We start from the raw sequence: 6,854 nt of genomic DNA, 5'->3' as shown, positions 1-6,854 counted from the left end.
CCGTCATGCATTTCTCCCCTGTTGACTGTTGTTTTATCCAGTAGCAAACTGCGCCCTAAGTCGGCCGATCCCGCAGGTGCTCTGCAGGCAATGCGCCGATGCTAGGAGGCCATCATGCTGCAAGCCCCTCACGGCCGCGAGACCGAGTTTGCCCCACCTCGAGGCCAGGTTCGGCCCCTCAGGCTGGTGGCACCGATGCCGCCCCTCAAGGCCCCCAAGCTGTTGGACCAGGTGCGTGAGCGCATCCGCTACCTGCACTACAGCCTGCGCACTGAAGACGCCTACGTGCACTGGATTCGAGCCTTCGTTCGCTTTCATGGCCTGCGCCACCCGATGGAACTGGGCGCGCCGGAGGTTGAGGCGTTCTTGCGTTATCTGGCGGCGGAGCGCAAGGTCGCACCCTCTACCCACAACCAGGCGCTGGCCGCGCTGATCTTTTTGTACGCCAAGGTGCTTGGCTTGTCCCTGCCGTGGATGCAGGAGATCGGTCGGCCCAGGGCTTCACGGCATGTGCCCGTGGTGCTGACGCCCAGCGAAGTCACGGCGGTGCTGGACGGGCTACAAGGTGAGCACCGCTTGCTGGGCCGGCTGCTGTACGGAACCGGGCTGCGAATCTCGGAGGCGCTGCAACTGCGGGTCAAGGATGTGGACTTCGGCCATCAAGCCTTGGTGGTGCGGCAGGGGAAGGGCAAGAAGGACAGGGTGGTGATGCTGCCCGGCAGCTTGCAGGCGGCACTGAAGGATCAGTTGCTGGCTGCCCATGCGCTTTGGGAAGAGGATGTTGCTGCGGATCGCAGCGGCGTCGAGCTGCCGGATGCGCTGGAGCGCAAATACCCGCGAGCTGGCCACAGCTGGGCTTGGTTTTGGGTGTTTCCGCAGGGCCACCATTCGACTGATCCGCGCAGTGGGGTGGTGCGCCGGCACCATCTGTACGACCAGACTTTTCAGCGGGCCTTCAAGCGGGCGGTGCAGTCGGCGCGAATCGCCAAGCTGGTGACGCCGCATACCTTGCGGCACTGCTTTGCAACCCATTTGCTGCAGGCGGGGTACGACATTCGCACCGTGCAAGACTTGCTTGGCCATGCTGACGTGGCCACCACGATGATTTACACCCATGTGCTGAAGCTGGGGGGTGGCGCGGTGCGCTCGCCACTGGATGGTTTGGGCTTGGCTTGAACGGAGGCCCGCATGAATCTCAACACCGACCGCATCGACGACGCCGTGCTGGCCTTGCTGTTGCTGGGGCTGCACGAGCAGAACCGGGTCTGGAAGACTTTCGATTGGGACGCGATGAACCGGCTCCACGCGAAGGGTCTGATTTCTGACCCGATGAGCAAGGCCAAGTCGGTGGTGTTGTCCGAAAGGGGCTTGGAGAAGGCCGAGGCCTTGATGCAAAGGCTTTTTGCGCAGCGCTGATCAGCTGTTGCCTTGGCAGGCGGGAAGCAAACGGCGATGGGCGCAGGGTGGTGGGCTGCTGGAGGGTGCATTGCTGTCGGCTGCCGGGCCTACCGCGAGCGGCTGCCCTCATCTCTTTGCCTTGGCTCGGTGAAGTTCGGCTTGGGGCACATTGCTGCCGTACGCACGCCAGCCGAGACTTTCAGCAGCCGCTACATGGCGGCTGCTCGGGTCGGCGCCCACTACGGCCGCTCAGGGTCGAGCCCACCCTTGGTGCAAGTACAAGCAACCGGTAGCCATCGGTTGCGGCCTCAGCCTCGAACCGTCGCCCATGGGTCGATCAGCCAGATCGCCTTGGAGCGCCCAGGTTGGGGCCTCACGACCGCAAGTCTTGGCGATCAGCCAGCGCAGGGCGTCAAGCCGGCAAGGCTGCCGAGTTGGGCATGCGCATCAAGGCATCGAAGGCACCCAGCGCGGCCTTGGCCCCATCGCCCGTGGCAATGATGATTTGTTTGAAGGGGACGGTGGTGCAGTCGCCCGCCGCGAAGACGCCGGGCGCCGAGGTCGCGCCCTTGGCGTCGACCACGACTTCGCCGTAGCGGCTGAGCTCGAGCGTGCCTTTCAACCACTCGGTGTTGGGCACCAGGCCGATCTGCACGAAAACGCCTTCCAGCGGCACGGTGACCGATTCGCCCGTCTCGCGGTGCAGGTAGCGCAAGCCGTTGACCTTGCCGCCCTCGCCCACCACTTCCTGGGTTTGCACGTGGGTCAGGATGGTGACGTTGGGCAGGCTTTGCAGCTTCTTGACCAGCACGTCGTCCGCCTTCAAGGCGGGCGCGAACTCCAGCAGCGTCACTGACTTGACGATGCCGGCCAGGTCGATGGCGGCCTCCACGCCGGAGTTGCCACCGCCCACCACGGCCACGCGTTGGCCTTTGAACAGCGGGCCGTCGCAATGGGGGCAGTAGGCCACGCCCTTGTTGCGGTACTCGGCTTCGCCGGGCACGCCCAGTTCGCGCCAGCGCGCCCCCGTGGCCAGCACCAGGCTTCGGGCTTTCAACTGGCCGCCGTTGTCCAGCGTCACGGTGGCCAGCGCGCCGGGCTCGCCGGCCGTGTCCAACTTGGCAGCGCGCAGGCCGGCCATGACCTCCACCGGGTAGTCGCGAACGTGGTTCTCCAGCGCGCGGGCGAATTGCGGGCCCTCGGTGTGGCTCACGGAGATGAAGTTGTCGATGCCCAGGGTGTCGAGGGTTTGGCCGCCGAAGCGGTCGGCCACCAGGCCCACGCGCAGGCCTTTGCGGGCGGCGTACACGGCGGCGGCGGCGCCGGCCGGCCCGGCGCCGACGATGAGCATGTCGTAGGGGGCCTTGGCGCTCAGCTCGGCGGCCTGGGCCGCAGCGCGCTCGGCGGCGCCGGCGGTGTCGAACTGGGCTTCGATCTTGGCCAGCAGCTCGTCCAGGTCCATGCGCCCGCTGGCGAAGGACTGGCCATTCACGTACACGGCCGGCACGGCCATGATGTCGAGGGCCTTGACCTCGTCTTGGAACAGCGCGCCGTCGATGGCGGTGGAGGTGACGGCCGGGTTGAGCAGGCTCATGACGTTGAGCGCCTGCACGACGTCCGGGCAGTTGTGGCAACTCAGGCCGATGTAGGTGTCGAAAGCGAGCGGGCCCTTCAGGGCGCGAATGCGCGCGGCCTGCTCGTCGGTGATCTTGGGGGCCACGCCGCCAACTTGCAGCAGGCTCAGCACCAGGGTGGTGAACTCGTGGCCCAGGGGCAGGCCGGCAAAGCGCTGGCGGGCAGGCTGGCCGGGCGAGCCGATGGTGAACGAGGGGCTGCGCTCGGCGTTGTCGACCACGCGCAGGGTGACGCGACCCCCGCCGGCCTCGACCACCTCGTCGAGCAGGGCGCGCAGGTCTTGCGAGGCTTGCGAAGCGTCCAGCGTGGCCACGAGTTCCACGGGCTGGGTGACGCGTTGCAGGTAGGTCGCGAGTTGGGTCTTGAGGGCGGCTTCGAGCATGGCGGGCTTTCGAGACAGGCGTGCCTCAGCCCGCAGCCCTCATCGGGCCGCCAACTTCAGCACAGAACGATCCAAGGAGGTCATCACAAAAGGTGCGAGAGCAACCGTCGCGAGCGGGTCGAGATTGGGCCTGAGGCGCGCAGCCGTACATCCGTACGGCGAGCACCGCAGGCCCAAGATCGGCCCGCGCAGTCGGTTGATCCGGACCTTTTTTAGATCTTGCCGACGAGGTCGAGCGACGGGGCGATGGTGGCCGCGCCTTCCTTCCACTTGGCCGGGCAAACCTGGCCGGGGTTCTTGGCGGTGTACTGGGCGGCCTTGAGCTTGCGCAGGGTTTCCGACACGTCGCGGGCGATTTCGTTCGAGTGCACTTCGGCCGTCTTGATCACGCCCTCGGGGTTGATCACGAAGGTGCCGCGCAGGGCCAGGCCTTCTTCGGGGATGTGCACGCCGAAGGCGTTGGTCAGCGTGTGGGTCGGGTCGCCCACCAGCGGGAACTTGGCCTTGCCCACGGCCGGGCTGGTCTCGTGCCACACCTTGTGCGAGAAGTGCGTGTCGGTGGTGACGATGTAGACCTCGGCGCCCAGCTTCTGGAACTCGGCGTAGTTGTCGGCGGCGTCTTCGACTTCGGTCGGGCAGTTGAAGGTGAAAGCGGCCGGCATGAAGATCAGCACGGACCACTTGCCCTTGAGGGACTCGTCGGTGACGGTGATGAACTTGCCGTTGTGGAAAGCCTCGGTTTTGAACGGGGCGACGGTGGTGTTGATCAGGGACATGGTGAACTCCGGTGGAGGGGTGGAACGGATGAAATGAACTGTATCGACAGAAGGATGGCGTTAGCTTTGGTTTATCAAATGACCGTCTTTGGCAAAGGCTATGGAGGGCCTGGGGCGTCGGGCTCGAAATCCTCGTCCAGCGCCAAGTCACCGCGATGAAAGGCGGCCATGACCTGCTGGGCCTCGGTCAGTTGGTGGGCCGGAACACGCACGCTCGCACCACCCACGGCGATGCTCAACAAGCCATGCGTTTGCACGATGCCCACGTCCGCCGCCTCGGCCTGCAGGCTGGCCATGTGCAGGCAGTTGCACAGCAGTTGGGCGTCGGTGGCCGACAGGCCGCGGGCCAGCAGCTTCCAGTCGGTGTCGCTCACGAGGCTCTCACCGGGTGCACGGGCTTGCCGGTGGCTGCGAAAGCCGTGGCGTTGCCCAAGGTGATGCTGGCGATGGCGCTCAGCGCTTCCTCGGTGAAGAAGGCCTGGTGCGCCGTGATCAGCACGTTGGGGAAGGTCAGCAGCCGGGCGAAGACGTCGTCGGTCAGCACCTCGTCGCTGTGGTCCTCGAAGAACAGCGCGGCCTCTTCCTCGTACACGTCGATGGCCAAGCCGCCCAGGTGGCCCGACTTCAGCGCGTCGATCACCGCCTTGGTGTCGACCACGGCACCGCGGCTGGTGTTGACCAGCACGCTGCCGCGCGGCATGAGCGCCAGACGCTCGGCGTTGATCAGGTGGTGCGTGGCGGCGTTCAGCGGGCACTGCAGCATCACCACCTTGCTGGCGGCCAGCAGTTCGTCCAGCGGCACGTAGCGCGCCGTGACCTCAGGGTGCGGGACGGGGTCGTGCACCAGCACCTCGCAACCCAAGCCCTGAAAGATGTTGACCACGCAGCGGCCGATGCGGCCGGTGCCGATCACGCCCACGGTCTTGCCGTGCAGGTCGAAGCCCAGCAGGCCGTCGAGCTCGAAGTTGCCCTCGCGCACCCGGTTGTGTGCGCGGTGCGTGCGGCGGATGAGCGTCAGCAGCAGGGCCAGGGTGTGCTCGGCCACGGCGTGAGGCGAGTACTCGGGCACGCGGGCCACGGTCAGCCCCAGCGCCTGGGCGGCCTTGAGGTCGACCTGGTTGAAGCCGGCGCAGCGCAGCAGCACCAGGCGCACGCCCTGGGCCTGCAGTTGGGCCAAAACCGGTGCGCTGAGGTCGTCATTGACAAAAGCGCACACCGCGTCGAAGCCGGCGGCCAGGACGGCGCTGGCGGCGTCCAGGCGCGGTTCGAAGTGCGTGAGGCTCAGGCCCGGGTGCGCGGGCAGTGCGGCGTCGAAGCTGAGGCGGTCGTAGCGCTTGGCGCTGAATAGGGCGATCTTCATGGGCCTGAGCCTACCCGCTAGCGACGGGGTTTGGGGTGACGACCTCGGCCGAGAGCCCGCAGGGGCTTCACCCCTGCACCCGACCCACTTTTGTCTTGCCAAAAGTGGGGAAAAGCGCTGGCCCCGGCTCCAGCGCCCCTGGCTTTGCCAGGGGTGCCCTGCGCTGCTCGGCGCTTACGAACGGGGCAACAGCCGAATTCAGAACAGCCTGCAGCCGAACAGCCCGGACTTCAACCTGTTGCGCCGTTTCCCGGCTGTTGGCTGCTCGGGTGCAGGGGTGAAACCCCTGCGGGCTTTGACTTCAACGAGCCAAGCGAGCCCTTCGAACCCTCAGGGCGAACGGAGAACGGAGAACTGAGAGCGGGGAACGAACAACAACCCGCTCAGGTCTCGAACCAAGGCTCATCCGGCAAGCCCTCAAACACCTTCCGCAGCCCCTCCCCCCAGCCCTTGCGCAACTGCTGGAAGTAAGCCGAGTCCGCCCCCACACGGTGCGCCTTCATGGGTTCTTCAAAACGGCTGGCGCGCAGCAGCACCATGTCGATGGGCAGGCCCACGCTGAGGTTGCTGCGGATGGTGGAGTCGAAGCTGATGAGCGTGCATTTGGCGGCTTCGGGCAGCTGCGTGGTCTCGTAGTGCACCACCCGGTCGATGATGGGCTTGCCGTATTTGCTCTCGCCGATCTGGAAGTAGGGGGTGTCCTCGGTGGCTTCGATGAAGTTGCCCTGCGGGTAGATGTGGAAGAGGCGCGGCCCTTCGCCTTTGATTTGCCCGCCCAGCAGGAAGTTGGCGCCGAAGTCCACGCCCTGGCTCGGGCCGTGCTGGGCGTCGGCGTCGCGGGCCACCACCTCTTTCAGCGTTTTGCCCACCAGCACGGCCGCGTCGTACAGGCTGCCCACGTTGAGCATGTGATCCCGGTCTTCGGTGAGACGCTGCTTGAGCAGCGACACCACCGACTGCGTGGTGGCCAGATTGCCGGCATTCAGCAGCACGATCTCCCGCTGGTGCGGGATGTGAAACAGGTGCATCTTGCGGAACTGGGCGATGTGGTCGACGCCCGCATTGGTGCGGGTGTCCGACGCAAACAGCAGCCCAGCGCGCAGGCGCATGGCAACGCAGTAGGTCATGGCGCAGTCACGGGTCGGCCAGAGCCGACATCCAAACGAAAGCTTCCATTGTCCCCGCCCCAAGCGACCAGGCGCCGGCACCACCGCGCGGCTTGGCATTCACTGCGGGGCGGTGCGAACTTTGCATCACCTCGGCACGAATCGTCGGCCGGGTGGATTGCAAGGCTTGGCGTCTG

The 6,854-nt window shown here is 66.1% G+C and carries 7 protein-coding genes; 2 read left to right on the top strand and 5 right to left on the bottom strand.

The features are described from left to right. Nucleotides 1-195: 195 nt before the first annotated feature. Nucleotides 196-1,176: an integron integrase gene (locus O9335_RS16175; protein WP_298390047.1), complete on the top strand. Its 981-nt coding sequence runs from the start codon at nt 196-198 to the stop codon at nt 1,174-1,176. 12 nt (nt 1,177-1,188) lie between these two features. Next, complete coding sequence (locus tag O9335_RS16170) at nt 1,189-1,416, top strand: DUF6429 family protein (protein ID WP_298390041.1); 228 nt, start codon at nt 1,189-1,191, stop codon at nt 1,414-1,416. A 394-nt stretch (nt 1,417-1,810) separates the two neighbouring features. Here the strand turns inward: O9335_RS16170 and ahpF are convergent, their stop codons facing one another. The 5 genes from ahpF to O9335_RS16145 all read right to left on the bottom strand — a co-directional run bounded on the left by ahpF (nt 1,811) and on the right by O9335_RS16145 (nt 6,678). Next, nucleotides 1,811-3,415, bottom strand: a complete 1,605-nt coding sequence (ahpF, locus tag O9335_RS16165) for an alkyl hydroperoxide reductase subunit F (protein WP_298390039.1) — start codon at nt 3,413-3,415, stop codon at nt 1,811-1,813. A 212-nt stretch (nt 3,416-3,627) separates the two neighbouring features. Then, nucleotides 3,628-4,191 carry an alkyl hydroperoxide reductase subunit C gene (gene ahpC / locus O9335_RS16160; RefSeq protein ID WP_298390036.1) on the bottom strand — a complete coding sequence of 188 codons (564 nt, stop codon included), beginning with the start codon at nt 4,189-4,191 and terminating at the stop codon, nt 3,628-3,630. Nucleotides 4,192-4,289: 98 nt separating this feature from the next. Beyond that, nucleotides 4,290-4,565 carry a hypothetical protein gene (locus O9335_RS16155; protein WP_298390033.1) on the bottom strand — a complete coding sequence of 92 codons (276 nt, stop codon included), beginning with the start codon at nt 4,563-4,565 and terminating at the stop codon, nt 4,290-4,292. Then, the gene (locus tag O9335_RS16150) at nt 4,562-5,551 is read right to left on the bottom strand and encodes a 2-hydroxyacid dehydrogenase (RefSeq protein WP_298390030.1); all 990 of its coding nucleotides are present in this window, start codon (nt 5,549-5,551) and stop codon (nt 4,562-4,564) included. The genes O9335_RS16155 and O9335_RS16150 overlap by 4 nt, the downstream gene beginning before the upstream one ends. 383 nt (nt 5,552-5,934) lie before the next feature. Then, entirely contained in the window at nt 5,935-6,678 is a 744-nt protein-coding gene (locus tag O9335_RS16145; protein ID WP_298390027.1) for a peptidase, read from the bottom strand. Nucleotides 6,679-6,854: the final 176 nt, after the last annotated feature.

The sequence above is a fragment of the Inhella sp. genome (assembly GCF_027532025.1).
GTDB lineage: Bacteria > Pseudomonadota > Gammaproteobacteria > Burkholderiales > Burkholderiaceae_C > Inhella.
The sequence above is the reverse complement of the archived record's forward strand: the minus strand, read 5'-3'. Positions and strand labels throughout refer to the sequence as shown.

What these genes read in the sequence shown, in the direction of transcription:
- O9335_RS16175 (WP_298390047.1), top strand. Translation starts at nt 196, where the DNA reads ATGCCGCCCCTCAAGGCCCCCAAGCTGTTGGACCAGGTGCGTGAGCGC.
- O9335_RS16170 (WP_298390041.1), top strand. Translation starts at nt 1,189, where the DNA reads ATGAATCTCAACACCGACCGCATCGACGACGCCGTGCTGGCCTTGCTG.
- ahpF (WP_298390039.1), bottom strand. Translation starts at nt 3,415, where the DNA reads ATGCTCGAAGCCGCCCTCAAGACCCAACTCGCGACCTACCTGCAACGC.
- ahpC (WP_298390036.1), bottom strand. Translation starts at nt 4,191, where the DNA reads ATGTCCCTGATCAACACCACCGTCGCCCCGTTCAAAACCGAGGCTTTC.
- O9335_RS16150 (WP_298390030.1), bottom strand. Translation starts at nt 5,551, where the DNA reads ATGAAGATCGCCCTATTCAGCGCCAAGCGCTACGACCGCCTCAGCTTC.
- O9335_RS16145 (WP_298390027.1), bottom strand. Translation starts at nt 6,678, where the DNA reads ATGACCTACTGCGTTGCCATGCGCCTGCGCGCTGGGCTGCTGTTTGCG.